Source organism: Rosettibacter firmus (assembly GCF_036860695.1).
Classification (GTDB): Bacteria; Bacteroidota; Ignavibacteria; order Ignavibacteriales; family Melioribacteraceae; genus Rosettibacter; species Rosettibacter firmus.
In genome coordinates this window covers 1-26,304 of record NZ_JAYKGJ010000001.1, presented here as the reverse complement: position 1 = coordinate 26,304, position 26,304 = coordinate 1, and the positions used below count along the sequence as shown (strand labels likewise).

The 26,304-nt window shown below is 30.3% G+C and carries 22 protein-coding genes and 3 tRNA genes; 15 read left to right on the top strand and 10 right to left on the bottom strand.

Annotated elements, in window-relative coordinates:
• The first annotated feature begins 65 nt into the window (after positions 1-65).
• Both VJY38_RS00125 and purE read left to right on the top strand, forming a co-directional pair.
• On the top strand, positions 66-719 hold the full coding sequence (locus VJY38_RS00125; RefSeq protein WP_353678633.1) for a head GIN domain-containing protein: 654 nt from the start codon (positions 66-68) through the stop codon (positions 717-719).
• Between the two features lie 97 nt (positions 720-816).
• Complete coding sequence (gene purE, locus VJY38_RS00120; protein ID WP_353678632.1) at positions 817-1,317, top strand: 5-(carboxyamino)imidazole ribonucleotide mutase; 501 nt, start codon at positions 817-819, stop codon at positions 1,315-1,317.
• Positions 1,318-1,336: 19 nt separating this feature from the next.
• On the opposite strand, the gene VJY38_RS00115 is transcribed toward purE, so the two are convergent.
• The 5 genes from VJY38_RS00115 to VJY38_RS00095 all read right to left on the bottom strand — a co-directional run bounded on the left by VJY38_RS00115 (position 1,337) and on the right by VJY38_RS00095 (position 8,133).
• A complete protein-coding gene (locus VJY38_RS00115) occupies positions 1,337-3,664 on the bottom strand; it encodes a response regulator (RefSeq protein WP_353678631.1) in 2,328 nt (775 codons plus the stop codon).
• Between the two features lie 114 nt (positions 3,665-3,778).
• A complete protein-coding gene (locus tag VJY38_RS00110) occupies positions 3,779-5,932 on the bottom strand; it encodes a S9 family peptidase (protein WP_353678630.1) in 2,154 nt (717 codons plus the stop codon).
• 116 nt (positions 5,933-6,048) lie between these two features.
• On the bottom strand, positions 6,049-6,723 hold the full coding sequence (gene clpP, locus VJY38_RS00105) for an ATP-dependent Clp endopeptidase proteolytic subunit ClpP (RefSeq protein WP_353678629.1): 675 nt from the start codon (positions 6,721-6,723) through the stop codon (positions 6,049-6,051).
• A complete protein-coding gene (tig, locus tag VJY38_RS00100; protein WP_353678628.1) occupies positions 6,713-8,017 on the bottom strand; it encodes a trigger factor in 1,305 nt (434 codons plus the stop codon). Before tig ends, clpP begins: the two co-directional genes overlap by 11 nt.
• Positions 8,018-8,050: 33 nt before the next feature.
• Positions 8,051-8,133: transfer RNA gene (locus tag VJY38_RS00095), tRNA-Leu, on the bottom strand.
• 129 nt (positions 8,134-8,262) lie between these two features.
• Between VJY38_RS00095 and VJY38_RS00090 the strand changes: the two genes are divergently transcribed.
• Complete coding sequence (locus VJY38_RS00090; RefSeq protein ID WP_353678627.1) at positions 8,263-9,441, top strand: TonB family protein; 1,179 nt, start codon at positions 8,263-8,265, stop codon at positions 9,439-9,441.
• Here VJY38_RS00090 and VJY38_RS00085 read toward each other — a convergent pair.
• Entirely contained in the window at positions 9,413-10,039 is a 627-nt protein-coding gene (locus VJY38_RS00085; RefSeq protein ID WP_353678626.1) for a thioredoxin family protein, read from the bottom strand. The two genes, VJY38_RS00090 and VJY38_RS00085, sit on opposite strands and share 29 nt — an antisense overlap.
• Before the next feature lie 147 nt (positions 10,040-10,186).
• Between VJY38_RS00085 and VJY38_RS00080 the strand changes: the two genes are divergently transcribed.
• The gene (locus VJY38_RS00080; RefSeq protein WP_353678625.1) at positions 10,187-11,284 is read left to right on the top strand and encodes a DUF6600 domain-containing protein; all 1,098 of its coding nucleotides are present in this window, start codon (positions 10,187-10,189) and stop codon (positions 11,282-11,284) included.
• 41 nt (positions 11,285-11,325) lie between these two features.
• On the opposite strand, the gene rpmB is transcribed toward VJY38_RS00080, so the two are convergent.
• Positions 11,326-11,565 (bottom strand): 50S ribosomal protein L28, encoded by a 240-nt coding sequence (rpmB, locus tag VJY38_RS00075; RefSeq protein WP_353678624.1) that lies wholly within the window; start codon positions 11,563-11,565, stop codon positions 11,326-11,328.
• A 75-nt stretch (positions 11,566-11,640) separates the two neighbouring features.
• Positions 11,641-12,129, bottom strand: a complete 489-nt coding sequence (locus VJY38_RS00070) for a ferritin (RefSeq protein ID WP_353678623.1) — start codon at positions 12,127-12,129, stop codon at positions 11,641-11,643.
• 95 nt (positions 12,130-12,224) lie between these two features.
• Between VJY38_RS00070 and mtgA the strand changes: the two genes are divergently transcribed.
• Positions 12,225-12,917 carry a monofunctional biosynthetic peptidoglycan transglycosylase gene (gene mtgA / locus VJY38_RS00065; RefSeq protein ID WP_353678622.1) on the top strand — a complete coding sequence of 231 codons (693 nt, stop codon included), beginning with the start codon at positions 12,225-12,227 and terminating at the stop codon, positions 12,915-12,917.
• Between the two features lie 6 nt (positions 12,918-12,923).
• Here the strand turns inward: mtgA and VJY38_RS00060 are convergent, their stop codons facing one another.
• Together VJY38_RS00060 and VJY38_RS00055 are read right to left on the bottom strand one after the other, a co-directional pair.
• A complete protein-coding gene (locus VJY38_RS00060) occupies positions 12,924-13,367 on the bottom strand; it encodes a hypothetical protein (protein ID WP_353678621.1) in 444 nt (147 codons plus the stop codon).
• 24 nt (positions 13,368-13,391) lie between these two features.
• Positions 13,392-13,480: transfer RNA gene (locus VJY38_RS00055), tRNA-Ser, on the bottom strand.
• A gap of 341 nt (positions 13,481-13,821) precedes the next feature.
• Here VJY38_RS00055 and VJY38_RS00050 point away from each other — a divergent pair.
• From VJY38_RS00050 to tkt, 10 genes are all read left to right on the top strand, one after another.
• Positions 13,822-13,910, top strand: a tRNA-Ser gene (locus VJY38_RS00050).
• A 161-nt stretch (positions 13,911-14,071) separates the two neighbouring features.
• Positions 14,072-15,391 (top strand): MFS transporter, encoded by a 1,320-nt coding sequence (locus VJY38_RS00045; RefSeq protein ID WP_353678620.1) that lies wholly within the window; start codon positions 14,072-14,074, stop codon positions 15,389-15,391.
• A 58-nt stretch (positions 15,392-15,449) separates the two neighbouring features.
• Complete coding sequence (gene uxaC / locus VJY38_RS00040; protein ID WP_353678619.1) at positions 15,450-16,862, top strand: glucuronate isomerase; 1,413 nt, start codon at positions 15,450-15,452, stop codon at positions 16,860-16,862.
• 18 nt (positions 16,863-16,880) lie between these two features.
• Positions 16,881-18,428: a tagaturonate epimerase family protein gene (locus VJY38_RS00035; RefSeq protein ID WP_353678618.1), complete on the top strand. Its 1,548-nt coding sequence runs from the start codon at positions 16,881-16,883 to the stop codon at positions 18,426-18,428.
• Positions 18,428-19,075, top strand: a complete 648-nt coding sequence (locus VJY38_RS00030; RefSeq protein ID WP_353678617.1) for a bifunctional 4-hydroxy-2-oxoglutarate aldolase/2-dehydro-3-deoxy-phosphogluconate aldolase — start codon at positions 18,428-18,430, stop codon at positions 19,073-19,075. The genes VJY38_RS00035 and VJY38_RS00030 overlap by 1 nt, the downstream gene beginning before the upstream one ends.
• Before the next feature lie 10 nt (positions 19,076-19,085).
• A complete protein-coding gene (locus tag VJY38_RS00025; RefSeq protein ID WP_353678616.1) occupies positions 19,086-19,931 on the top strand; it encodes an SDR family oxidoreductase in 846 nt (281 codons plus the stop codon).
• 76 nt (positions 19,932-20,007) lie between these two features.
• The gene (locus tag VJY38_RS00020) at positions 20,008-21,090 is read left to right on the top strand and encodes a PfkB family carbohydrate kinase (protein WP_353678615.1); all 1,083 of its coding nucleotides are present in this window, start codon (positions 20,008-20,010) and stop codon (positions 21,088-21,090) included.
• A 309-nt stretch (positions 21,091-21,399) separates the two neighbouring features.
• Positions 21,400-22,671, top strand: coding sequence for a nickel-dependent putative hexonate epimerase (locus VJY38_RS00015; protein ID WP_353678614.1), 1,272 nt, complete (start codon positions 21,400-21,402; stop codon positions 22,669-22,671).
• Between the two features lie 18 nt (positions 22,672-22,689).
• Complete coding sequence (gnd, locus tag VJY38_RS00010; RefSeq protein WP_353678613.1) at positions 22,690-24,141, top strand: decarboxylating NADP(+)-dependent phosphogluconate dehydrogenase; 1,452 nt, start codon at positions 22,690-22,692, stop codon at positions 24,139-24,141.
• A gap of 81 nt (positions 24,142-24,222) precedes the next feature.
• Positions 24,223-26,214, top strand: coding sequence for a transketolase (gene tkt / locus VJY38_RS00005; RefSeq protein ID WP_353678612.1), 1,992 nt, complete (start codon positions 24,223-24,225; stop codon positions 26,212-26,214).
• The last annotated feature ends 90 nt before the right edge of the window (positions 26,215-26,304 follow it).

Here is a 26,304-nt window from a genome sequence, read left to right as displayed (position 1 = left end):
TTGTAATTATTTATATAACTTTTTTTATTAAGTATCGTCTAATTTATCAGAAATTGGAGGTTAGTATGAAGAACAGAATGTTATCATTGATATTAATATTTACTTTGGTTATTAGTGGTTGTGGATGTGTAATCTGGGGCATTAGGGGAAATGGTAAATTAAAAACAGAAGTGAGAGATATAAAAGATTTTAAGAACTTAGAAATTAGTGGGGCATATAAAGTTAATGTTAAGCATGGAGATGAAAGCTCAATTAAAATATCTGCAGAAGAAAATTTGTTACCATACATTAAAACACAGATTCGTGATAATAAATTAAAGATATATAACGAAAAAAATCTTTCACCAAGAAGAGGGATATTAATTGAAATTTACACAAAAGAACTAAAAGAATTAAACAGTTCTGGTGCAAGTATGATAAAAGTATCGGATATAAAAACTGATAAGTTTGATGTTGAATTAAGTGGTGCAGGAAATATTGAATTAAATGGAAATTGTGAAATATTAATTGCAAGAATTTCTGGAGCTGGTAATTTAGAAGCAAAGGATTTAAAAGCATATGATGTATATGTTTCAGTAAGTGGAGCAGGGAATGCAGAAGTTTATGCAAAAAATTATCTTAATGCTTCTGTATCTGGTATTGGTTCAATTAAATATTATGGAAATCCAAAAGAAACAAAAACAAATGTTTCTGGTGTAGGATCGATTACTCGTAAATAAATTTATTCAATACTCCTTAGCTTGAAAGGCAGAGTTGAAATTTTGAACTCTGCCTTTTTTGTTAATATATTAGATAGCAAAATTTTAAGGAGTAACTATGATTGAAAGTAATCCATTGGTAAGTATAATTATGGGGAGCGATTCAGATCTTCCAGTAATGAAAAAAGCTGCTGATGTTCTGGAGGAATTTAAGATTAAATATGAAATGAGAATTCTTTCTGCACATAGAGTTCCTAATCATGTAAGAGAGTATGTTACAGGTTTGTCAGAGCGAGGAATTAAAATTATTATAGCTGGAGCTGGTTTGGCTGCACATCTGCCTGGTGTAGTTGCATCTTATACTTATCTTCCTGTTATTGGAGTACCATTAAAAAGTGGGGCACTTAATGGTTTTGATTCTTTACTTTCTATTGTTCAAATGCCAGGAGGAGTACCTGTTGCTACAGTTGCAATTGATGGAGCTAAAAATGCTGGCTTACTTGCAGTTCAAATACTTTCTATTAATGATAATAATCTTGCAAGTAAGCTTAAAGAATATAAAATAAGAATGGAAGAAGAAGTTCTAAAAAAAGATTCAGAACTAAATAAAGAAAGTTGATAGAAAAATTATATAAAGTTTATGTATTCGTATAATATTTTATTTTTTCAATAAATTCTTTACTATCAATTGGTTTAGGTATATAGTCTGTAGCACCAACTTCAAGACATTTTTCTTTATCACCTTTCATAGCAAAAGCGGTAAGAGCAATAATAGGTACGTCTTTATATTCAGGTAATTGTCGTATCTTTTCTGTTGCTTCGAAACCATTCATAATTGGCATTTGCATATCCATCAGTATCAAATCAAATTTTTCTTGTTTTGCCATCCTTACAGCATCTTCTCCATTTTCAACAACAACGATATCTTCAAAATTATTTTTCTTTAATAATCTGGTTACTATAATTTGTGAGTGTTTATAATCTTCTGCTAATAATATTTTTTTAACTCCTTTTTTAGAAAGAACTTCCTGTGCAGGTGGTGGAACTTCATAACGATTAATCATTACATTGATTACATCAGCAAGGTCTTCAATATTTGTGGAACGTTTTTCTAATAGTTCATCAAACAATCCTTCAATTTTACTGAGGTCTTCTTTATAATTTTCTTTTCCAGTATAAATAATTATTGGTAGATGTGTAAAACGTTTTTCTGATTTAATCATTTTTATTAATTCAAATCCATTTGGATAAGGCATATCTAAATCGATAATTGCTAAGTCAATATCTTTATCTTTAATTAAATCCATAACATTTGCCGAAACATTTTCTGCTAATGCATTAAAGCCAGCACTCTCAATAGCTTGTTTAATTAAGTTCAGAGTAGGAACATCATCATCTACACAAAGTATTGTTGAATTTTTTCTTAATTTATAATTTGTTAAAACTTCTACGAGATAATTATAATTGATTGGCTTAACAAAATATTCTACTGCTCCCATCAAGAAAGCTTTTTGTTGTTCTGGTTCAATAGAACAAACAATAACGGGTACATTTTTAGTATTTGGATGTTCGTGAATTTTTTTGAGAAGTTCCAATCCATTTGTACTCGTAATTTCGATATCCAGAATTATTGCTAACAAATGTTCATTGTTTATAATATCAAATACCTGTTCTTCTGTACTAACAATTGAAGGTACGTAACCCCATTTATTAAGATAATTGCTAAGAAGCTTTGATGTTGCATAATCGTCTTCTATTACAAGAACTTTATTCTTATTTGTAGAAGATTGTGGTAGTTTTGATATTGTAGATTCTAATTCTGACATCTTAGCTCCATTTATTGTAAAGTTAAAAGTTATTCCTTTTTGTTTATTATTTTTAACAGTAATATTTCCACCAAGAAAATTAATATATTTTTGAACTAATGTTAAGCTTAAATTTGTCAGATTTGAATTCTTAAATTCATCTATATGTTGAAGTTTATATGGTTCAAAGAAATTGTTTAATATATCTTCTGATAAGTTCTTCCCTTCATTTGATATATAAAATTCTAAGCCATATGTACGAGGTAATACCTTAATATGTATTTTACCTTCTTCTGCTAAAATAGTAGCAACATAAATTAATGTACTTAAAATATATTTGAGTTTTTGTTCATCTTTTTTTACTGGTTGTTTAATGTCTACAATTTCTAATTCGTAATTTAAATTTTTGTTTACCTTACTCTTAAATAGATTTATAATATCATTTAAAAAGTTATATAGGTTTATCTCCTGAGCATTAATTTGCAAATTATTGGATTCATATTTAGATAGTTCATTCAAATCGTTAATATTTAATAAAATACTCTGGACATTTTTCTTTATTGATGTTAATAATTCTTGATTAATTTCTTTACTCGATGAAAGGGCAGTATATGAATTAATTATTGTATTGGCATTAAGTTTTAATTCCTGTGTAATGCGGGTAACTATATTAGGGAAATAATTTATTGAATCAGGTTGACGATTAAACCAGTATTGAATGAATAATCCTATAAGACGTAAAGTATTTTCAATTATATTTTTTTTCTGTTTTTCTAATTCTGTTTTATAAGCAATTTTGATTATAAGCTTTATGGTATCAGATATTTTGACGTAAATACAGGATTCAGGGAATTTATTATTTGTAATTTTTGCATTACACTCTAATTTTGTATTTATTGTGTATTGATTGTCTTCTGTAATATTATTGCAATCATTACAATAAAAATTATTATTCTTTAAGAATTCTTTGCTTATGTTATTCGGTTTACCTAATAATTTTAGAGTTTTATTATCGTTTAATCTAAAAATTACAGCAGCCTCGAGATTAAATTCTTTGACTAAAAAGTTGCAAACTTCATCAAGGAAAAATTTATCTCTTCTTTTGGCAAACTCTGCTAATTCAAAAAGTCGTAATACTATTTCATTAAGTTCATTATACATACATTTTTTCTTAAAATTAATTTAAAGATATAAAAATTGATTTATAGTTAAAACTACGTTCTTCTTAATATTCATTTTTATAGAACATTATTGATCCTTGCACTATACAATCCTTTATAAATTATCGAGAAAATAATTAGTAATTTTAGTAAAAAGATGAAGAGCATCTTTGCCAGTAACACCATGTTCGTGTCCAATGTATGGGAAATAATCCAGAGGTTTGTTTAATTGTGTTGCTTTTTGAACAAAAGATAATGTATGTTGCCATACAACAACAGGATCAGATGTTCCATGAACTAAAAGAAGTTTACCATTTAAATTCTGGACATAATTTAATAACGAAGCTTCCTTATAACCATCAGGATTATTTTGAGGTGTATCCATATATCTTTCTGTATACATAACTTCGTAGAATTTCCAATCAATTACAGCTCCACCACCAACACCAACTTTAAATGTATTATTAGTTCTTAACATTAAAGATGTAGTCATAAATCCACCATAACTCCAGCCAAATACACCAAATCTTGTTGTATCAATATATGGAAGTGATTTTAAGTAGTTAATGCCTGCCATTTGATCTTTAATTTCAATAGTTCCTAATCTTCTGAAAGTTGCTTGTTCAAATTCAAGACCTCTATTTGCCGAACCACGATTATCAAGAGTAAATATTATATAACCTTTTTGAGCCATCATGTAAAACCATAAAAAATATCTTCCATATCCAAAAGAATTTGTTACTTCCTGTGCATGAGGACCACCATATACATACACTATTACTGGATATTTTTTTGTTTCATCAAAATCTGGAGGTAAAATCATTCTGCAGTAAAGATCGATACCATCATTTTTAATACTGAAAATTTTTGTGCTTCCAATTTTATAATCTTTCAAAGGATTTTCTGATGTTAGAAGATTTTTTATTACTTCTCCTTTGTGGTTTAATAAATTAATTTGACGAGGTGTATTTAAATTTGAGTATGAATCAATAAAAAATTTATGATTATAATTTGCTTTTATGTTATGAATACCCTGTTCGTTTGTAATTCTTTCTATTCTACCATTTTCAAGATTTACTTTATAAACATGCCTGTCAAGAGGACTTTCTTTTGTAGCCGTAATTAAAATGGTTTTTCCTTTATCATCAAAGCCGATAAAGTTTGTTACTTCCCAGTTTCCATTAGTTACCTGTCTTAATAAATTCCCATCAGTATCATATAAGTAAAGATGATTAAATCCATTTCTTTCAGAGAACCATAAAAATTTTGTGTTAGAATTTGGTAGGAATATTAAGGGATTTTCTGGTTCAACATATTTATCATTTTTTTCTTCAAATAAGATTTTTACTAATTCACCAGAAGTAACATCATATTTTTTTAATTGAAGATGATTTTGGTCTCTATTTAAATGTGCTATGTAAAAATATTTTTCATCAGGAGACCATGTTAAGCAAGTTAAATATTGATCTAATGGTTCACCTGAATTTAGATAAATTGTTTTTCCTGAATTAAGATTATAAATTCCCACAGTTACATGGTGACTATTTTGGCCAGCCATTGGATATTTTATGTTTTTTATTTTTGCAGGGGTATATGAAATATCAATTATGGGATAATCTGTCACCATAGTTTGATCCATTCTGTAAAAAGCGATGTAGTTTGATTTTGGAGACCAGAAAATTCCATTTTGAATCCCAAATTCATTTCTATGAACTGCCTGACCACATACAATATTTGTATCTGTTTCAAAAGTAACTTGAATTGGTTTTGAAGGTTCAAGTGAAATAAAGAGATTGTTTGCTTTAGTATATGCTACATATTTTGAATTAGGGGCAATTGTTTTATTGTCTGCGTTTTCTTCTGTGGAATTCGTTAATGTTAATTTTTTTGTAATGCAGTTGTAAGTAAATAAATTATTTTCAATCCAGAAATAAAAAGAATCCTTATTTGACCAGTTGATAGTAGGGAAGTGAGATACTTCGTTGAAGTTTTGTGATTTTAATAGTTTATTTAGTTCTGTAAGTTTTAAAATAGTATCGGGATTATTGCTTTTGATTCCAAATTTAATAAGTGCAGCATTATTATTTGGATTATCTACATATGCATAATTATCAGTAAAAGGTATCCAGCTTAATTGTTGTAGATTGGAAGGTAACAATTTTGTGTAAGAATTAATTACAACATCTTCAATAGTCAATAATTTGTTTTGGGGATAGATAAATGGTAAATAAAAGAATAAAAACAAAAAAATAAACTTTATTCTCTTCATAAAATCCTCTGTAGTTTTAATTAAGTATTGAAATTTAAAAAAGAAAAGGGGGTATAAGCCCCCTTTATAAATGTAAATTTTATATTATAAAAAGTATTTTTAAAATGACTCATTAATTATGCTGATTTTTTATCCTTTTCATTTGTAGGTGAAGAACGATGAGTTAAAATATTGTCGATTAAATTATATTCTTTTGCTTCTTCTGCAGTAAGGAAATAATCTCTATCACAGTCTTTAGCAATTTGTTCATAAGGTTTTCCAGTATGTTCAGAAAGTATTTTATAAATTGTATCACGAGTTTTAATCATTTCTCGAGCATGAATTTCAATATCGGTTGTTTGACCTTGTAAGCCTCCAACCCAAGGTTGGTGAATTAATATTTTTGAGTGGGGGAGTGCAGAGCGTTTACCTTCTTCACCACCTGCTAAAAGAACTGCTGCCATACTTGCTGCGAGTCCCACACATATTGTTGAAACTTTAGAACGTATATATCTCATCGTATCATAAATTGCCAATCCAGCAGAAACACTACCTCCAGGAGAATTTATGTAAAGATAAATATCCTTATCAGGATCTTCAGCTTCGAGGAAGAGTAATTGAGCAATTACAAGACTTGCAACATGATCGTCGATTGCTGTTCCAAGGAATATAATTCTTTCACGAAGCAATCTCGAGAAAATATCCATTCCTCGTTCGCCACGGCCAGTCTGCTCAATTACATAAGGAACAAGTTGATTATATATTTCATATTTTTTTTGATATAAAGGAAATTCAGAATTATTATGTTTCATTTTTATTTTCCCTTTTCTCTTTTAAATATTCTTCTGCATCTACTTCTTTTATTTTAGTATTTTCTTTTAAGAAGTTGATTACTTTATTTTCAAGCAATGTATAAATTTTATTTGTGTCTTTATAGTATTTTACAAGCTTTTCAACGCTAATCCCTATTTTTTCTGATTCTTCTTTAGCAAGTTTTTCAAGATCTGAATCATCGACAGTAATATTTTCTGCTTTTGCAATGTTTTCAAGAATAATTTGCCATTTTGCATTCCATTCAGCTTTTGGTTTGTAATATTCAGATACAATCTGCTCATCAATTCTTTGTCTTAATCTCTTGGCATTTTCTTTCTCATATTCAACAAATCTTTTGTGAAGTGATTCAACAAAACTTGGAGGTGGATTAAAATCGTTGTTCTTTACGACTTCATTTAATAGATTATTTGTAAAAATATCTTCAGATTGTTCGTTATAATATTCGGTAATATTTTTTCTTATCAAGTTTTTCCATTCTTCTAAATTCGAGGCTTTATTATTGGTAATCTTCTTAATAATCTCTTCATTGGGTTCGGGGATTACTTTTTTCTCGATTTTTATAATTTCAGCTTCATAATGATATTCTTCTCTATGAAGTTCTTCTCCATGATGATGTTCATCAACAAAATGGAATGGAAATTTTTCACCAACTTTTTTCCCGATAGCATTTTCTACAATTTGTTGATTTACTCTTTCATCTTTTAAGTCTATTACAATATTTTCCGTTCGTTGTCCAATTATTGGTAATCCAGACTCATCAACTCTCTGTAAGTTGACAGTTATTCGATAATTATTATTTTCTACTGATTCAGCTTCTTCGAAACTTGCATTTGAGTTTAGTAAAAATTCAATTTCTTTTTCTACTTCTTCATCATTGACTTTAAAAATTGGTTTTTCGATTTCAAGATTTTTATAATTTTTTAATTCTATTTTTGGAGTTATTTCATATTTTATTTTAAAGAAAAGTTTATCACCTTTGACATAATTAATATCAGTAAGAATGGGAACACTTATAGGTTGAATGTTTTCTTTTTCAATAATTTCCCAGAATTTTTTATTAGCGATTTTCTCACTTGCTTCATGTTCTATTGCTTCGCCATAAAATTTTTTGATTAACGAAATAGGTGCTTTACCTTTTCGAAAACCATCAATAGTTATATTTTTTCTTTCTTCTTCATATGCCTTTTCAATATCAGGCAATATTTCCTCATAAGTTAAGTTTACTTCGAGTTCTTGAATCGAATCTTCGAGTTGATTTACTTTATATTCCAATGATACCTCTTTAGTTTATTTAATTATTTCTCGTGCGAGAGGGGGGACTCGAACCCCCACACCTTTTGGGTACTAGATCCTAAGTCTAGCGCGTCTGCCAATTCCGCCACTCTCGCATTGGCTTGCAAAATTATGCAAAACTTAAGAAATATCAAAAAGTTAAATTTGCTTTCTTTAATTAAGTTTTTTCATTTTATATTTATGATTCAAGTTATTTTATTGATTTATAGAAGAATAAGATTTATATGAAAAAAATTATAATTACTTGCTTTTTAGTAATATTGAGTAAATCTTTTGCTCAAAATGGTATAGTAAAAGGCTATTATCCAGATGGTAATCTATATTATGAAATTTCATATGTTAATGACATACTCGATGGAACTTCATATTGGTATTTCCCTAATGGTAACTTAATGATGATTAAAGAATTCAGTAAAGGTAAACTTCATGGTCTGGTTCGTGAGTTTTATGAAAGTGGATTAATTAAAGAAGAATATTTTGTAAAAGATGGTATTAAAGATGGCACTCATCGGATCTATTATGATAACGGAGCTTTGAAAGAAATAAATATATACGAAAATGGAATTCTTATCTCTTCAAAACTTTTTGATTATGACTCTACCTACGTAGCACCTCCAGAATTGTATTTAGCTGGCAACAGACAACAGGAATTGCTTAAAAAGAAAAAGCAGGATTTAATTTGTGATGTTGATATTTGTCCAATACCACTTGGGGGAATGAAAATTATTCAGGATAATTTAATTTATCCAGAACATGCTTTAATGTATGGACTCGAAGGAACTGTAATTTTAATAGCCACAATTGATGAAAAGGGAGATGTTGTTGAAACTGAAATCATAAAAGGTTTGGGATTGGGTTGCAACGAAGCTGCTGAAGAAGCAGTGAAAAAAACAAAATTTATTCCTGGTCAAAAAGATGGCAAAGTAGTTCGTTCAAGAGTTACACTTAATGTTGAATTTAAGATTTTTGATAAGTCTTTAGTATTGAATAACGGAACTTTTGATAATAATAAGACAACTCAAGAAAATAATGTTAATAATGAAAATAAAAAACAAAATATTATAACAAGTCAATCTCCGGAAAACATCAGAACAAAAACAGAAATAATTTGTGATTTTGAAGAATGTCCTTATCCTGTTGGTGGTTTAAGAAGCATAAATGATCATTTAAGAATTCCTTTTATAGCAAAAAGATTAAAGTTGAAGGGTGAAATTATTATTGAAACATTTATTGACAAATTTGGTATTGTACGGGATACGAAAGTTTTGCAGGGAATTGGATATGGATGTGATGAAGCAGTTGAATCTGCATTAATGGAAACTAAATTTAATCCTGCAAGATCAGGTGGTAAAGATGTAGATGCAAAAGTTAAAATCATTTTTCCTTTTGATTATAATGATTGATAAGACTATTAATGATTTCATAAAATTCTTTTTCAATAGATTTACCTTTGTCTTTTGCATACCACTTATGTAATAATTCAAGGAATTCTTTTTTAGATTTTCCTTCTGCTTTTGCTTTATTAATTAATTCCTGTGCCTCTTTTGGTCTTGGTCCCCACTGAAATAACTCTTTACCATCATAATCGAAAGCAATCAATTTGGGAATGCTTCTTGTCCCATTTGTTAAATACATATCCATTATATCAAGGTTTTTATCTCTTTCAATAATAATTAAATTTATTTTTTCATTACACTCAGCAATCTTTGAAATATATGGTACTATCTGTGCTGAATCTCCACACCAGTGTTCAGTAATAATAAGCCAGTATTGCTCTGATATATATTTAATTAATCTCATTAATTCTTCATTTACTTTATAAGTTTTTTCAATTCGTGTTGAACGCTGGTAATTTAATTTATATAGTTCAGCGGGATATCCATTAATTTCCTTCAGATTATTCTTCTCAATAAGTTCAATCTTATTTTTTAATGAATTAAAATATTCATTATAATTTATCCCATTGATTAGTTTATTCTTTAAGAAAAATTCTACTGCCATAACTACTTTATTTTACTGTATTCAAAAATAAAATTTATGTCTTTTTAATTAAACTTATGAATAAATAACATTGTAAAAAATAAAAAAATTCAATGATTATTAATGGTATAGTTATTGAGATTATAAAATTAAAATCTGGAGGTTGTGATGAACAGAAAAATCGTTTATCTATTATTTTTAATTAGTTTAATTACAACAATCAATGCCAAACAACCATTTCGAGAACATACATATAAAATTTTTTATGCTCCATTAAAGCCATACGGTGAGTGGATTGAAATAGAAAGAGATGTAATTGTGTGGCGACCCATAAGAATTCAGATTGGCTGGAAACCGTATTTAATAGGAAGATGGTGCTGGACTAAATATGGTTGGTATTGGGATTCGTTCGAGCCATTTGGCTGGGCAGTATATCATTATGGTAGATGGTATTATGATGATTATTATGGCTGGATCTGGATACCAGATGATGAATGGGGACCAGCCTGGGTTGAATGGCGTTATGATGATTTTTACATAGGTTGGGCTCCGCTTCCACCTTATGCACATTTTAGGATTGATATTGGTATTCACTTTACAATTAACTGGCATTCACATTATCATTACTGGAATTTTGTAAGATATGAACATTTTCATAATCATAGTATTCATCATTATGTAATCAGTTCAAATGTAATTCCTAAAATTTTTAATAGAACAAAATATCGTAGTGATTATTACTATAGAGATGGAAGAATTATTAATGAAGGAATTGAACCTCGCCAGATTGAGAAAAGAATAAATAAGAGAATTCGTGAATATGAAATTCGTGATATAGACAGTTACAAAACTTTTGAAATCCAGAGAAGAAGGGATGAAAATAAAATTGTTATTTATAGAGTAAATGAACAAGATTATAGAAATCTGGATAGAATAAAAGATTTTGAATTGAGAAGACCAGAAAGAAAAAGTTCTCTTCGGAGAGATGATTTAATTTTCCCGGAAAGGGAAATTAAAAGAAGAGGTGATGATTCATATAGAAGAGAAGAGAATGAAAATATAAAAGGGAACCAATACAATAATGATATTATAAGAAATGGAGTAGAAAGAGAAAATTCTCGTTCTTTTGATCGCAGGGGTAATGAGAATGATAAACGAAATACATATGAAAAATTTAAAATCGATAATGATAAATCTGTTAGAAGATTAAATCCAAAAAGAGAATATAAAGAAACTGAAAGAAGAAATGATGGGAGAAAAAGATAATGCTTAAAAAAGAGACCTCATATTTATGAGGTCTCTTTTTACTATCTAACTTTAATTTTCTTTTCCATTATTAATTTTGCTAATTCTCCAGTCCCATTTTTAGCAAGTGTTCTTAAGGCACTGGTTGTCAATTTCACAGTCACAAATCTATTGAGTTCTTTAACCCAGATTCTTTTCTTTTGAAGATTTGGGAGAAATCTTCTTTTGGTTTTATTATGTGCATGTGAAATATTGTGACCACTTACAGGACCAACCCCTGTTATTTGACATCTTCGAGCCATTATATTCCCATTTATAATTTTTTTGCAGGCAAACATAATAAAAATATACTAAATAAAAAAACTTAGATATTAAAATTATTCACGTTTTCCAAGTTCATGATCTAACATAAATAAACTTCCAGCTTGATCACCAATTAACTTGAGAGTTTCAACAATTTTTTGAACTGATGATACTTCTTCGATTTGTTCTTTAACAAACCATTGTAGAAAATTGTTGGTTGCATGATCATTTTCTTTTATAGCTAAATTCACAAGGTCATTAATTCTTTTTGTAATATATTGTTCATGTTTTAATGCTTCTTCAAATATCTCGAGATGAGATTGCCATTCATTTTTTGGTTTTTCAATTTTTTCGAGTGTAACTTTTTTACCCACTTCATTTATATATCCAAAAAACTTCATTGCATGACCATATTCTTCTTCTGATTGTTTTTTCATCCATTTAGCAAAACCAAACCAATTTTTTGATTCAAAGTATGCAGCCATAGATAAATATAAGTAAGATGAGAATAATTCTGCATTTAGTTGTTCATTTAATGCTTTTTCCATATTATTTGATATCATATATACTCCTTTTTATTTTTTGTTGAATGATTAATTATACAAATAATTTTAAAACCAAACAAAATTTAATTTTTTTAGTTCATTTATTTTGATTTATGGTAAAGATATTTAAAGTTTTATTCCGAACCTTTATTGTATTTAATTTGTGGGTAATATTTCTTCTTCTTTTTTTTAGAGTTGTTAATCCTGCTTCTACTGCATTTATCTATACAAATACTACTGATAATTTTAAATCACTTATCGATAACGATGTAAAGTATAAACCAATCTCTATCAATAAAGTCTCTTTGTATGTACCATTAGCTGTTATAGCTTCGGAAGACCAGAGATTTTTTGAACATTTTGGTTTTGACTTTGAACAGATTGAAAAAGCTATAAAAGAAAATGAACATAGAAAAAGAATTCGAGGTGCAAGTACAATTACAATGCAGGTTGCAAAGAATTTATTTTTATTCCCATCAAAAATATTCTTTAGAAAAGCACTCGAAGCATATTATACAGTTCTTATAGAATGTTTATGGTCAAAGAAAAGAATAATCGAAGTTTATTTAAATTCAGCAGAAATGGGAAAAAATATTTATGGAATATATGAAGCATCAAAGATTTATTATAAGAAAGCTCCAATTAAATTAAGCAAATTAGAATCTGCAACAATAGCTGCAGTTTTACCAAACCCTAAAAAGAGAAATCCTTTAAAGCCAAGCAGTTATTTATTACATAGAAGAATTAAAATAATGGAACAAATGGATTTAATTGGTGGAAGATTGTACATTAAAAAAATGTTGTAATGATTTTTATTTATTCAAACTAAATTCCATGCACTTATTCAGGACTGTATCCATAGTTGAACCTTCAAGGATGGGGGTACTATATTTTAGTGTAATATCATCCCAATCATAATTATATGAAAAACTTTTAATCACATTTTCTTTTTTGTCATAATATATTATCTGGAGAATACTATATCTTTTAAGATTTTTATTTATTAGATAATAAGTTTTTGTTTTAAAAATTTCTCTATCGATGTTTTCAATTATTAAAGGAGGAGAATTTAATTCTAAAACCCACACATATAATTCATCATTCGATATCAGTATGTTAGAAGTATCAATAAATGTTTTGTTATTAATTATTAGCCACTTAGAATTATTTTCTTGTGAGAAAGAAGTTTCTGTGATAGATAAAAAGAGAAAAAGAAAAAGTAAATTTATTATAACTGAAGGAAATTTGTTTTTCATTATTAAATAAAAATTATGTTAATGCGGAGAGGGGGGGATTCGAACCCCCGTGGCGCTAAAGTGCACCAAACGGTTTTCGAGACCGCCGCATTCAACCACTCTGCCACCTCTCCAGTAAAATTAAAACAAAGAAAAAAGAGTTTACATTTTCGAGACTACACATTTCCACAGGAGGATATACAACCACTCGTCAACTTTTCCAATAAAATCAGAACAAAGAATATAAATTTTCACTGCTGAATTTCTACTTGAGATGAACGAGCATTTACACTGTAATATTCCTGTTGCATTCAAAAATCACAGAACAAAATTAGAAAAAAACACTTACAATTACATATATTAAATAACACTTTTTTGTAATTGACTTTTGAATTTTTATAAAATTTTTTTTAGTAAATAGTAATATTTCTATATTTGTAGTGTTATTTTTTCTGATAAGAGTTCATTTTTAATAGGAGAGATGCAGGAGTGGTTGAACTGGCACGCCTGGAGAGCGTGTGTGGCGCTAAAGCGCCACCGTGGGTTCGAATCCCACTCTCTCCGCAACTTATAATAATTTATTATGTGTAAAAAAGGAATTATGTTAATTAGTTTAATTTATATTGGAGGATTTTTATTGGAATAGAAATATTTTTTGTATAATTTAGTAATCGATAAAGTATACGATATAATTTATTTTACTTACATTAATAAAAGAGGTCGTTATGACATCTTCAGAAAATGTTCATTCGAAATCTAAAGTTGGTAAATACCGCTGGGTAATTTTAGCACTTGTCTTTTTTGCCACGACTGTTAATTATTTAGACCGTCAAGTAATTAGTCTATTAAAGGATGATTATCTTGAGCCTCAGTTTAACTGGAGTGAAACTGATTATGCAAACATTGTTGTGGCTTTTCAATTGTGTTATGCACTTGGAATGCTTGTAGTGGGTTGGTTTATTGATAAGGTTGGGACAAAACTTGGTTATGCTATTTCGTTAGCTGTTTGGAGTCTTGCAGCAATTGGTCATGCATTTGCAAAAAGTACACTTGGATTTATGGCAGCACGTGGATTATTAGGATTAAGTGAAGCAGGTAATTTTCCAGCTGCAATTAAAACAGTAGCAGAATGGTTCCCCAAAAAAGAAAGAGCTTTAGCTACTGGAATTTTTAATTCAGGTACAAATGTAGGTGCAATATTGGCACCACTATCAGTTCCTTTTATTGCAGCTGCATGGGGCTGGCAAGAAGCATTTATTATTACGGGAGCTATTGGTTTAATCTGGTTGATTTTCTGGTTTGCGGTGTACGAAATTCCTTCAAAACATAAGAAGTTAAGTAAAGAAGAATTTGAATATATTCATAGTGATAAAGATGAAAGAGCTGAAAATGAAAATAAAGAAAAAGTAAGTTGGTTTAAATTGTTAACTTATCGACAAACATGGGCTTTCGTAATTGGTAAATTTATGACTGATCCTGTATGGTGGTTCTATTTATTCTGGTTACCTTCATTTTTAAATAAACAATATGGTATGACTAAAACTGATCTGGCATTACCAATTGCTGTTGTTTATACTTTAACTACAGTTGGTAGCATTTTTGGAGGTTGGTTATCAGGTTATTTTATTGGAAAAGGTTGGCCAGTTTATAAAGCAAGAAGAACAGCTATGCTTATTTTTGCATTATTAGTATTGCCAGTTGTTTTCGCTCAGGCTTTAGGTACTTATAGCTACTGGTATGCTGTTTTAATTATTGGACTTGCAGCTGCCTCCCATCAAGCCTGGTCTGCAAATATTTTTACAACTACTTCTGATATGTTTCCCAAAAAAGCAGTTGCATCTGTTACTGGAATAGGCGGAATGGCTGGAGCTATTGGAGGAATTTTAATTGCAAGAGTTGCTGGTGCTTTGTTAGATCATTTCAAAGCTCTGGGAAATATTGAAACAGGTTATTATGTAATGTTCATTATTTGTGGTACTGCTTATTTAGGTGCATGGGTAATTTTCAATTTACTTGCACCTCAAATGAAAAAAGTTGAATTATAAAAATCATTTTAATGATTATAGATTTTTTACATTAAAGAACAGTTAAAGGACAAGTTTTATGAGCAATATATTTATTCATGAAAATTTTTTGTTAACAAACAAAACCGCTCAAATTCTTTATCATGAACATGCATCTAAAATGCCAATTATTGATTATCATTGTCATCTTCCCGTAAATGAAATTGCTGAGAATATAAAATTTAAAAATATCACGCACGTCTGGTTATACGGTGATCATTATAAATGGCGTGCGATGAGAACTAATGGGGTTAATGAAAAATTTATTACAGGAAATGCATCTGATAAAGAAAAGTTTTTTAAATGGGCAGAAACAGTTCCATATACTATCAAAAATCCATTATACCACTGGACACATATGGAACTGAAAAAACCTTTTGGTATTTCAGATAAATTACTGAATCCTGAAACTGCTGAAGAAATATGGAATCGCTGCAATGAATTATTACAACAGGATGATTTTTCAACGCAGGGACTAATTAAACAATGGAATGTAGAAGTTATCTGCACAACAGATGATCCTGTTGATTCACTTGAATATCATAAAAAAATTAAAGAGAAACCATTTGGCACTAAAGTTATTCCTGCTTTTCGTCCAGATAAAGCAATGGCAGTGGAAAACATTGATGAGTTTCATAAATATTTGAAGAAAGTTGAAGAAGCTTCGAATATTTCTATAAATAACTTTAATGATTTTATTACGGCTATCAGAAAACGTCATGATTATTTTCATGAAAATGATTGCAGACTTTCTGACCATGGAATTGAAACAGCTTATGCAGAAGATTATACAGAAAATGAAATCAAATTAATTTTTGAAAAAATATTAGCTAAAAAAGAATTAACTCAAATTGAAATTCTCAAATTCAAATCTGCAATGATGTATGAATTCGGAATTATGGATCACGAAAAAGGCTGGGTTCAACAATTGCACATCGGGGCATTGAGAAATAATAATTCAAGAATGTTTAAAACATTAGGTCCAGATACAGGTTGGGATTCTATTGGAGACTTTGAAATTGCAAGACCACTTGCTAAATTTTTAGATAGACTTGATAGCCAGAATAAATTAACAAAAACAATTATTTATAACCTTAATCCCGCTGATAATGAATTAATAGCAACTATGATTGGTAATTTTCAGGATGGTTCTGTTCCTGGTAAATTACAATATGGAAGTGCATGGTGGTTTTTAGATCAAAAAAGTGGAATTGAAAAACAAATTGATGCTCTTTCAAATATGAGTTTATTAAGTAGATTCATTGGTATGTTAACAGATTCAAGAAGCTTTTTATCATACTCACGACATGATTATTTTAGAAGAATTCTTTGCAATATTTTGGGAGAAGAAATAGAGAAGGGTTTAATACCTAACGATATTAAATTAGTTGGTAAAATAGTTGAAGACATCTCTTATAACAATGCAAGAAATTATTTTGATTTCTGGAATTAATTAAAAAGAGGAAATAACATGGAACTGCAAACATTAATTGACGAAGTAAACAATAATACTATAGTGAACAATAATCTTGTTGATGTTCAAATTAATAACTCAATAAAAATAAAAGTATATCCATATTCTGTAAATAAATTTGAAGATACATATTTCTTTTTAGGTAAAGAGAATAATGAAAAATTTTTATTTGTTGTTTACACAAATGATTCTCACTCAAAAAATTTTGTTGGTGAAGTAATTGATGCTGGTAATAATATTTCATTAAAAAAGTGTCAGCTAACCACAAACAATCGATTGGAATTACAAAAATTATTTGATTTTACTATTGCAAAACCATTGGGCTTGTGTAATTCATTTGGTTGTGGTGATAGATTAGGACTTGCAAATGCTGGACACATAAGAGCAATAAGAAACAGTGGGTTCAAACCAATTTTAGCTCAACAATCAATAAGAGAATTGACACGCACACAAAGAACTCCACAAGAAGTTATGGATGCTGCAGTTTGGGCTGTTTTTCAGGAAGGTTATAAAGATGGTTTTGGTTCAGATGCAGATCATCTTAAAACTTTTCAGGATATAGATTTAATGCTAAATGCTGGCTTTACTATGTATACTTTTGATCCGAGTGAACATGTTGACAATCAAGCAGACCATTATAATGAAAATGAATTACTCGAAAAAGTAAAAACAATTAATTGGGATGAGCTGAATGATAATTATGATGAAGCTGAAAAAAGATATGTTCAAAAGAAATTTAATATTTCAGAAAAATTATCAATAGAAGTTTCAAAAGAAAATTTTCTTAGAGCATATGCAAAATATGGGAGAGCAATTATTCATATTAAAAAAATGTATGATTACCTGAGTACTAAAGCTGAACAAGGAAAATTTGAAGTCGAAGTTTCAGTTGACGAAACCGAATCTGTTACATCGCCATTCGAACACTTTTTCTTTGCTAATGAATTGAATAGATTGGGAGTGAAATTTATTAGTCTTGCTCCAAGATTTATTGGCGATTTTGAAAAGGGAATTGATTATAAAGGTGATTTGAATTTATTTAAAACAGAATATGAAAAACATCTGGCTATAACAAAGTATTTTGGTAGTTATAAAATAAGTTTACATTCAGGTAGCGATAAGTTTTCTGCCTACAGAGTTATAGGTTCATTGAAAGATGCATATACTCATGTTAAAACAGCAGGAACAAGTTATCTTGAAGCTTTAAAAGTTGTAGCAGCAAAACAACCAGATTTATTTAGAGAAATTTTAGATTTTAGTAAAGGACTTTATGAAACAGAAAAAAGAAGTTATCATGTTTCGGCAGACATTAATAGAGTTAAACCTGCTAAAGAATATTCCGATGCTGAGTTAGTTGATTTGTTTAATTCAAATGATGTTCGTCAAGTATTACATGTAACTTTCGGAAAAGTATTGACAGAAAAAAATTCTTCAGGTGAGTTTTTATTTAAAGATAAAATTATCAAATGTTTGAAAGAGAATGAAGATACTCATTATGAATTTATTATAAATCATTTCAAAAAACATCTGGAGCCATTTAAATAATGAACAGAAAAGAAATTGTAGATGAAATATTAAATCGAAAAGCAGTTGCGGTTCTAAGAATTAAAGAACCGGAAAAATTAAGAAAAGTAATCGAAGCATTAGCTGAAGGTGGAATTACAATAGCAGAAATTACAATGACTGTCCCTAATGCCATTCAACTAATTGAAAAAATGAGTTATGAACTCGATAAAAATATCATAATAGGAGTTGGTTCTGTACTTAATGTACAAACAGCTGAAGATGCAATAAAAGCTGGTGCAAAATATGTCGTAAGTCCAATTTTCAAAAAAGAAATAATTGAAAAAGCTCATCAATATGATATTCCTGCAATGCCGGGATGTTTTACTCCAACAGAAATTCAAACTGCATACGAATCGGAAGCAGATATAATAAAAGTTTTTCCAGCTGATGTTTTAGGTATGGCATTTTTCAAAGGTATATTAGCTCCGATGCCGCACTTAAAATTAATGCCAACAGGTGGTGTTACTCTTACTAATGCAGGTGAGTGGTTAAAAGCTGGTGCATGTGCAGTTGGAATTGGTTCTGCATTGCTCGATAAAGAAGCAATTCAAAATGAGAAATATGAAAAACTTACAGAAAATGCTAAAATTGTAATGAATAGTATTAAAAGTGTTTTAAATAAATAAAGGAGTAATTATGAAATACTTTATGGATGATATTAAAGGGAAAGTGTGTGTAATTACGGGAGGAAGTGGTATTCTTGGTAGAGCTTTGGCTATGGGACTTGCAGATGCTGGAGCTAAGGTTGTAATAATTGGTACTAAAAAAGAAAAAGCTGAAAGTGTTGCCAGTAATTTAAATGAAATGTATCCTGAATCTACTATTGGCTTAGCTGCAAATGTACTCGATAGAGAAGCTTTGCTTAATGCAAAAAAAGAAATTAATGACAAATTTGGTTTAATAGATGTTCTCGTTAATTGTGCAGGAGGAAATAATCCAACTGCTACTACTTCAAAAGAAATTTTAACAAATGATGATATTAATGACTTATCAAAAAGTTTTTTTGGTTTAGAACTTGATGGCTTTCGAAGTGTATTTGATTTGAATTTTATGGGAACAGTTTTACCTACAATGATTTTTGCCAAAGATATGATTGGTCGTGGAGGTGTAATTGTAAATATTTCATCAATGAGTTCATATAGACCAATTACGAGAGTTGTGGCTTACTCAGCTGCAAAAGCTGCGGTTAATAATTTAACTGAATGGCTGGCTGTTCATCTTGCTAAATTAAATATTAGAGTAAATGCAATTGCACCTGGATTTTTCTTAACAGAACAAAATAGATTTTTGCTTATTGATAAAGATACAAATCAACTTACTGAAAGAGGTAAAAAAATTATTGCTAATACTCCAATGGGTCGTTTTGGTGAACCAGAAGAGTTAATTGGTATACTGCTTTATTTAGTTTCCGATATTTCAAAATTTGTCACAGGTGTTGTAATTCCAGTTGACGGTGGATTTAATGCATTTGCTGGTGTTTAATAGTTCAACGTTATAATTATTATTCATAACAAAATACATTAAACTTCTTATTAAAAAATCATAGGGGAATTTATAAATGAAGTATGGTCTTCAAATTAATCAGAATGCTTCTTTAGATTTAGTTTCACTTGGAGCACTTGTGCATCGTCTTGATCCTGGCATCATTCCTTTTAGAAAAGCAACAGAATGTAAAATTCATGTTAGTGGTGGTGAGTATAACGTAGCTGCAAATTTATCTGATTGTTTTAGACTTAATACTGGAATTGTTACTGCAATTGTTAAATATCCAATTGGTGATTTAATTGCCGAAAGAGTAAGAGCTATGGGTGTGAAACTCTTTGCTAAGGAGTTTCAACATAATGGAGTAAATGGACCTAATATGGCTACTGTTTATAGTGATAGAGGATATGGTTCTCGTGCACCTGTAGTTTTTTATAATCGTAGTAACGAAGCTGCAGCTTTATTAAAACCAGGTGATATTGATTGGAATTCAATTTTTTCGAATGGTGTTAAATGGTTTCATAGTGGAGGAATTTTTGCATCACTTTCAGAAACAACCGGTAAATTAATAATTGAAGGAATGAAAGCTGCAAAATCTGCAGGAGCTGTTACAAGTTTTGATCTAAATTTTAGAGCAAAATTGTGGAATATATGGGGTGGAGAAAAAAAGGCTGTCGAAGTGATTAACCAAATTGTTGAACATGTTGATGTTCTTGTTGGAAATGAAGAAGATTTACAAAAAGGTCTGGGAATTCCTGGTCCAGATGTTACTGCTAAATCTAAACTTGATCCTTCTGTTTTTGTTGCTATGATTGATGATGTAGTTAAAAAATTTCCTAATGTTAAAGTTGTTGCTACAACCTTACGCGAAGTGCATTCTACTAATCGACATAGCTGGAGTGCTGTTGCCTGGATTAATGGTAAAGTATATCAAGCTCCTACTGCAGAACTTGATGTATATGATAGAGTTGGTGGTGGTGATGGTTTTGCAGCTGGATTTTTCTATGGAATATTGACTGATGAAGATCCCGAAGAAGCCGTTAAACTCGGTTGGGCACACGGTGCTTTACTTACTACTTATCCAGGTGATACAACAATGGCTACTCTGGAAGAAGTTAGAGCTTTTGCTAAAGGTGGCTCTGCAAGAATTCAAAGATAAGTGAATAGAACACAGATGACACAGATTGGACAGATGACCACAAGATTATTATCAGTGAGAATCGTGTCTCATCAGTGTCATCGGTGTTCAAAAATAATTTAAGGATTGCACACAGATGACACAGATTAGACAGATGACCACAAGATTATTATCAGTGAGAATCGTGTCTCATCAGTGTCATCGGTGTTCAAAAAAATAATTTAATGATTGCACACAGATGACACAGATTAGACAGATGACCACAAGATTATTATCAGTGAGAATCGTGTCTCATCAGTGTCATCTGTGTTCTATTGTTAAGAGGAATATATGATTTACTATGCTAATGGATCTCCAGATAAATCTTTTAGTGTAACAGAAATAAAAGAAGCTCTATTTTCAGTTTTTGATAAAATTGGAAATCGAAAAAAAGTTTTAGTTATTCCTCCAGATTTTACGAGATTTCATTCTAAAGCTGGAGATTTAACGCGTTATACATATGAATATTTTAAAGAAAAACTTACAGATATTTTACCTGCTCTTGGAACACATGCACCAATGAGTGATTATGAAATTGAAATTATGTTTGGAAACATTCCAAAAAATTTATTCCGTGTTCATAGATGGAGAGAAGATCTGGTTACACTTGGCGAAGTTCCTTCAGATTTTGTTTATGAAGTTTCAGAAGGAAAAGTAAATTACTCATGGCCTGCACAGGTAAATAAACTTCTTGTTAATGGAAAATATGATTTAATTTTATCTATCGGTCAGGTTGTCCCTCACGAAGTAATTGGAATGGCAAATTATAATAAGAATATTTTTGTTGGAACAGGTGGTTCAGAAGGAATTAATAAAAGCCATTTTTTAGGTGCAGTCTACGGTATGGAAAGAATAATGGGAAGAGCTGATAATCCTGTTAGAAAAGTAATGAATTATGCGTCAGATAATTTCGCAAAAGATTTACCAATAATTTATATACTTACTGTAATTGGAAAAGATGAAAATAATGAACTGGTCTTAAAAGGATTATATATTGGTGATGATTTTGAATGCTTCAAACTCGCAGCCGATCTTTCACTCAAAGTTAATTTTGAAATGCTGGATGAACCTCTTAAAAAAGTTGTTGTTTATCTTGATCCTCATGAATTTAAAAGTACCTGGCTTGGTAATAAAAGTATTTATAGAACTCGAATGGCAATTGCTGATGGAGGAGAATTAATTGTACTTGCCCCTGGTCTTAAAGAATTTGGAGAAGATAAAGAAATAGATAGATTAATTAGAAAATATGGCTACAAAACAACACCAGAAATTTTGCAATATGTTCAAGAAAATGATGAACTTAAAAACAACTTAAGTGCAGCTGCACATCTAATCCATGGTTCATCAGAAAATAGATTTACAATCACTTATTGTCCTGGCTATCTTTCAAAAGAAGAGATTGAAAGTGTTAATTTCAACTACGCCGACTTGAATGAAATTTTGAAAAAATATAATCCAGAAAAATTAAAAGATGGATTTAATGAAGTTGATGGAGAAATTATTTTTTACATATCTAATCCTGCATTAGGATTATGGGCTTATAAAGGAAAATTTATTAATTAAAATAAATGGAGTAAAAAAATGAGCAAAGCAGATATTGGATTAATTGGACTTGCTGTTATGGGAGAGAATTTAGTATTAAATATGGAAAGTCACGGATTTACTGTTGCTGTATATAATCGAACTGTTGAAAAAGTCGATAATTTTGTTAATGGAAGAGGTAAAGGAAAAAATATTATTGGAACACATTCACTTGAAGAACTGGTTGCTAATTTAAAAAAGCCACGTAAAGTAATGTTAATGGTTAAAGCAGGCAAACCAGTAGATGACTTTATTGAACTATTAATTCCACTTCTTGAACCTGGAGATGTAATAATTGATGGTGGTAATTCACATTTCCCTGATACAATTAGAAGGACTAAATATGTTGAAGAAAAAGGTTTGCTTTATATTGGAACTGGAGTTTCAGGTGGCGAAGAAGGTGCTTTAAGAGGACCATCAATTATGCCTGGTGGTTCACCAAAAGCATGGGAACTTGTTAAACCAATATTTCAAGCTATTGCTGCTAAAGTATCTGATGGAACACCATGCTGCGATTGGGTTGGTGAAAATGGTGCTGGACATTTTGTTAAAATGGTTCATAATGGTATTGAATATGGTGATATGCAACTTATTTGCGAAACATATCAAATTATGAAAGATCTCCTTGGATTAAGTTACGAAGAGATGCATAACATCTTTAAAGAATGGAATGAAGGTGAACTTGAAAGTTATTTAATTGAAATTACACGAGATATTCTTGCTTATAAAGATGATGATGGGCAGCCCCTCGTTGAAAAAATTCTTGATGCAGCAGGCCAAAAAGGAACTGGTAAATGGACAGTTATAGCATCGTTAGACTCTGGAATTCCACTGACATTAATTGGCGAAGCAGTTTATGCAAGATCTCTATCTGCACTGAAAGCCGAAAGAGTTTATGCTTCTACAATATTGCATGGTCCAACTCCAAAATTTGATGGAGATAAAAAACAATTTATAGAAGATTTAAGAAAAGCACTTTATGCATCAAAAATTGTTTCGTATGCACAGGGATTTATGTTAATGCGTCAAGCAGCAAAAGATTATGGCTGGAATTTAAATTATGGTGGCATAGCTTTAATGTGGCGCGGAGGATGTATTATTCGTTCTGCATTCTTGGGTAAAATAAAAGAAGCTTTTGATAATAATCCTGAATTACCAAATCTTTTACTTGATCCATTCTTCAAAGAGAAAATATTATCTTCTCAAGAATCATGGCGTAGAGTTGTATCAACTGCAATTACAAATGGAATCTGGATACCAGCTTTATCAACAGCATTGAATTTCTTTGATGGATATCGTAATGGAAGATTGCCTGCTAATTTATTACAGGCTCAGAGAGATTATTTCGGAGCTCATACATACGAAAGAGTTGATAGGCCACGTGGAGAATTCTTCCATACTAACTGGACAGGTAGAGGAGGTACAACATCTTCAACTACTTATAATGTTTAATTTATGTTTGTTAGGTTCAGACTGTTTTATAATTTTATTAGATTTGCATGATTAAACTACTAATTACTAGGAGAAATGAGAATGACTAATACTGACTTAAAGAAATTAGCAGCGAACACAATCAGAATTATTGCTGCTGAAGGTGTACAGAAAGCTAACTCCGGTCATCCAGGTATGCCAATGGGAATGGCAGATGTTGCTATGATCTTATGGACAGAATTTTTAAAACATAATCCTGATGATCCTAAATGGTATAATCGCGATCGATTTGTTCTTTCAGCAGGTCATGGTTCAATGTTAATTTATACTATGTTACATCTTAGTGGCTATGATGTTACACTTGATGATTTAAAATCATTCCGTCAGTGGGGAAGTAGAACTGCTGGTCATCCTGAGTATGGTTTGTTGCCAGGAATTGAAACTACTACAGGTCCATTAGGTCAGGGATTTGGTAATGGTATAGGAATGGCTATTGCTTCTAAAATGATTGCAGCAAGATTTAATGATGAAAATAATCAATTGTTTGGTAATCATTATATTTATGCTATAGTTAGCGATGGCGATTTGATGGAAGGAATTTCACACGAAGCAGCTTCAATTGCAGGTCATTTGAAATTAGGAAATATAATTTATTTTTACGATGATAATCATATCACAATCGAAGGTAAAACTGAAATTACTTTTTCAGAAGATATTCAAAAAAGATTTGAAGCTTATGGCTGGCAGGTCTTAAGAGCCGATGCATATAATCACGAAGAAATTCGTAAAGCAATTATTGAAGCACAAAATGAAAAAGAAAAACCATCTTTAATTATTACTCGATCTCATATTGGTTATGGAAGCCCAAATAAAGTTGATACAGCAGAAGTTCATGGTGCCCCACTTGGTCCAGAAGAATTGATTGAAACCAAGAAAAATCTTAACTGGCCACTGGATAAAGAATTTTATATTCCAGAAGAAGTTAAAAAGCTTTTCGATGATAGAAAGAAAGAATTAAAAAAATTATATGAAGAATGGAATCATAAATTTAATGAATGGAAAAAATCAAATCCCGATAAAGCAGAACTTTTTGATAAATACATAAATAACTGGTTACCAGAAAACTTAGAAGAAGAATTATTAGCCGCAGCTCCAAAAGAACCTAATGCAACTCGCTCGCTATCAAGTAAAGTAATTCAAAAAATTGCTCAAATAGTTCCGAACTTTGTTGGAGGTTCTGCTGATTTAGCACCATCAACCAACACTTATATGAAAGATTTTGCTTCGATAGCTCCTGGCAAATTTGATGGAAGAAATTTTCATTTTGGAATTCGTGAACATGCTATGGGTGCAATAATTAATGGTATTGCACTTTATGGAGGCTTTAGACCGTTTGGTGCTACATTTTTTGTTTTTTCTGATTATATGCGACCAACAATTAGATTGGCAGCATTAATGGAAATTCCTGTTATTTATGTTTTTACACACGATTCAATATTTGTTGGTGAAGATGGACCAACTCATCAACCTGTCGAACATCTTCCGGTTTTAAGAGCAATTCCAAATGTTACTGTTCTTAGACCAGCAGATGGTATCGAAACAGCTATGTCATGGGCATATGCATTAAGACATAAAGAAGGACCGGTTGCTTTAATTCTAACTCGTCAGAAAATAGATGCTTTTGAAAGAGAGTCAGATTTTAAACCAGAAGATGTATTAAAGGGTGCTTATATTGTTTCAAAAGAAAATGGAAAACTTGATTTGGTTATTGCTGCAAGTGGTTCTGAAGTCCCTGTTGCAGTAGAAGCAAAAAAAATATTAGCTGATAAATTATCTATCAGAGTTGTTTCAATACCATCAAAAGAAATTTTTGAAAAGCAATCAGAAGATTATAAAAAATCTTTGTTCCCTGATAATGTGCCTGTTGTTATAATTGAAGCTGCAAGCATGCAGGGTTGGGGCGATACATTTAGACAGAAGTTATTAAAAATAGGTATGGAAAGATTTGGTGCTTCAGCTCCTTATAAAGTACTGGCTGAAAAATTTGGATTTACAGGTAAACAGGTTGCAGAAAAAATAATAAATTGGTTGTGAGAATAGCACACAGATGACACTGATGAGACACGATGTTCACTGATGAACAATCTTGTGGTCATCTGTCCAATCTGTGTCATCTGTGTTCAA